This window comes from Ileibacterium valens, assembly GCF_001945525.1.
Lineage (GTDB): Bacteria > Bacillota_I > Bacilli_A > Erysipelotrichales > Erysipelotrichaceae > Ileibacterium > Ileibacterium valens.
Map to the genome: position 1 here is coordinate 1 of NZ_MPJW01000020.1, position 3,594 is coordinate 3,594.

General features: G+C 41.4%; 2 protein-coding genes. Both read left to right on the forward strand.

Features of this window, described 5'->3' with window-relative positions:
* On the forward strand, positions 1-464 hold a 464-nt coding region (locus tag BO222_RS00440), incomplete at its 5' end, for a transposase (protein ID WP_143356867.1).
* A 328-nt stretch (positions 465-792) separates the two neighbouring features.
* On the forward strand, positions 793-3,480 hold the full coding sequence (locus tag BO222_RS00445) for a DUF7601 domain-containing protein (RefSeq protein WP_143356868.1): 2,688 nt from the start codon (positions 793-795) through the stop codon (positions 3,478-3,480).
* The last annotated feature ends 114 nt before the right edge of the window (positions 3,481-3,594 follow it).

The following is a 3,594-nucleotide window of genomic DNA, read 5'->3' on the forward strand; positions in this document are numbered from 1 at the left end:
TGCTCAATCATCTGGATCCAGATTCAGGAACCTCAACTGAGTTGTTTGAAAAACTTGAATCCGAAGGATTTTTCATCCTTGCTTCTTCAAATGAGTTAGCCATCGAAGAGATCTTGCCTGTTTATTACACAAGACAGCAGGTTGAACAGACTTTTGATATCGGGAAAAACTATACAGGATTATTGCCAGTACGTATTCAATCTGAAGACCGTCTGAGAGGTCATCTTCTGATTACTTTTATCGCTTCAATGATTGTCAAAAGAATCCAGTTGGAACTATTGAATCATGAGAATAAAAGAACCAAGAAATTGAATCCAATCAGTCTGTTTCAAAACCTGGGATATCAACGTTGTTCAGTATTCGAAGACAAAATTATTATTCATGAGGCTGATTCGAAAGCAAATCAGGGATATAAGTTATTCAAGATTAAAGTCCCTGATGAACTCAATTTAGGGTCTAGGTAGAAAATTTTTGGGAACTACAGATAACATAATAACCCATAGGTTTAATAGGAATTGTGTACCTTTTTTATCATGTTCTCCGCTCTTCGGCACAGAAAGGGGGTGATACAATCCACAGGTGTTCAAATCGCCTGATTACTGTGGATATTATCCCTCGGTGCAAATCGTCTTATATCATTTCGACAGAACGTTTTCACTGAAACTTATTCATCAAAATATCATCTTCTCACTCAGGAAGAACTGAACATACGTAAAGAGCAATGCTCAAACCATGAATTGAATGTCTAGGGGATAGAAACGTACTTTCGGTTTTAAAGAAACGAGGATGCTTATGAGTCGACATAATAGAAATTTTAATTTTTTAGCTTTTTTTCTTTCTGTTGCTCTGAGTGCTGTCCAGATTCTTCCTGTATATGGTCAGGAAACAGAACCAGAAGATGTAAAGCCTCCTGAGGTAACTGAACAGGGCAGTTCAGAGAATAATCTCTCAGAACCAGACCCACAGGCTGTTCCATCCGATTCTTCAGATAGCGAGTCAGCGCAAAAAGAAAGTGAATTACCAGAAGAAAAAACGGAGAACAGTCAGGATGGTACAGATCAGAACTCGAATTCTCCGTCAGATTCCTCTGAGGCAAATACTCAGGATGATGTAAAACCACCTGCTGTAGAGAATAACGCAGAGAGTGTCAGGGAGGAAGAACCCCCGGCTGATCGTTCTGAAAACACAGAATTGGAAAAAGAAAACAAGAATAATCAGAACTTATACACGCTCAGCGCATCAGAAGGGGCACTGAAGCTGAGTGTGAAAGGAAGTTTTGATACCAAACCGGATGAAATCAAAATGAAGATTGAAAAGATTCCGGCAGATGCAGAACATGAAAAAAAACTGACTTCTTCCCTGTTTGCAAAAGATGAAAAAGTCAGCTTGTATGGATTTCGAATCACCTGGATGACAGAGGATGGCAGAAATATCATTCCCGAAAATCCAGAATTTACCCTTGATTTCGACTTAAATGAGGCCGGGTTTCCTCAGGATGCTGTTACCAGCAGCATTCTGAAGGAGACAGGCGGACAGGCAGCCGTCATCATTGATGAAAGTACGGGTCTAACTCGTACAGATCAAAAGCTGCACGCTGAATTCAGCACTATCGATCTGGAAAACTTGTATGTAGCAGCCATACAATCCGACAAAGAGCCTTCAGATGCAGCATCGGTTCAGAATCAGTTCGCCACAAGTCCGAAAAATGAGACTTCAGAAGAGACGACTTTATCAGAAAAACCAGAAACCATTGAGCAGACTGTTTACTGCTACACCGTAATTCCTGGAGTTAAAGTGACTCCTGATGGGGATTGCGATTCTGAGTGGAATGGTATGGGTATAGGATTGGTAACGGGAGCGCCGAAGGCGCATTCTGTTCCATTAAATTCTGATGTGAATTATCTGCATCTGCTGGGAATTCATCTGGTGAAACCAGCAGAGCTTCCTGATCTTTCCCCGAATAACAGATATCCGGATTCCTATCCGCCAATTACGGCAGTATCCGGAAAATCAGGTGAAACGAAAGTATATAAGTATGCCGCTCCCAATTCGGGAAATGAGCACACCTATGGTTATTATACGATTGATTGGGACCAACTTGTCATGTCAGACGGTGCAAACGCAGGACATAATGGCTATAATCCGACAGTTTCTTACTACCAACCAACATGGCACTTGAATGGAGTCGTTTATCTGAATCAGGAAGAGTATGTTTCCATAGGCTTTTATCTCAAAGAAGCGGGTTCAGAAAACTGGCAGAATATTTCGGCTATCCGTGCTCCAACCGGTACTACGGAGAGAAAAATTTTTGAAGACAACGAAGTCCCTCTGATGGATAGTGAGCAGTATCCGGAATATAAAATAGTGAATGGCATTGGATATCGTTTAGTGTACTGGTCAGATGAACAGAACATGAGTAATCCTCATCGTCTTGATCAGGATATCCCGATTACAGATAATACTGCGTTCTATGCAGCGTACATTCCAGAGCCTTCCAAGAATCTGAAAATCACGAAACAGGTTGAAGGTCAATTCGCAGATCCTGATCAGGAATTTGAATTCAGTATGCAGGTTCACTGGAAAAACAAAAACTGGAATCCAGCTGCTGCCGACATTGAAAAGTATGATATCCAGTATCAGGATGGAAACTACGTGTTCAAACTGAAGGCCGGACAGACACTTTCACTTCAGATTCCGCAGGATGCTGTGATTTCTGTCACAGAAAACCTGCCTGCTCATTCAGGCTATGTTTCAGAAGTCATGCGAAATGGAAGACCAACAGACCAGAAAAACGATTCCTTTCATCTGACTGAAGATACCCAGATGTTATTTACCAACATCCGGCAAAGTTCAGAAGTCTTCTTCAAATTCAGAGACTTCGACCAGACTGAATTCAAATTAATCAGCTCGGTTAAAATTCCGGCGGATACCACAACCGGAATGTGGCTTGAAAATGAAAAGCTGATTCCTTCATTGGCGCAGTATCCCCAAACCCGGATTTTGAATGGTCAGATTGACCACCTGGTTTTCTGGTCTGAAAACGACAGACTTGAGAATGCGAAAGCTGTTTCAGAGTATGGAAGACTTCAGGACGGCCAGATATTCTATGCTGGCTATTTACCTGTTGACATGCATCAGTTTTCCATATACAAGACAGTGTCCGGAGCGGGGATTAATCCGGATCAGGAATTCCAGTTTGAAATTTCACTCAGCTTTAATGGGCAGCCATTTGACCTGAATGAAAACCAGCTCGCTTTAAGTAAATGGCGAAAACTGGCCACGGGCAAATATTCACTGAGTCTGAAAGCCAATGAAAAGAGTTTAATTTCGCTGCCTGAGGGAGTTCATATTCATATTGATGAGCAAAATGCAGAAGAACTGGGATTTGCTTCGAATATCTATGTTGATGGCCAAGAACTCAAGAATCCCTATGATGCCGAAATAATGAAGGACTCTCTGGTTGAATACTGTATTTGTTAGTTTAAAAGTGGCTACTTTTTGACGAATATCGGTTGAAAAGTTGCCACTATTTTTGTATCTTCTGCTCCTTAATCTGAGGAGAACAGGAGGTACCGGAAAGGTGATCAATTACAT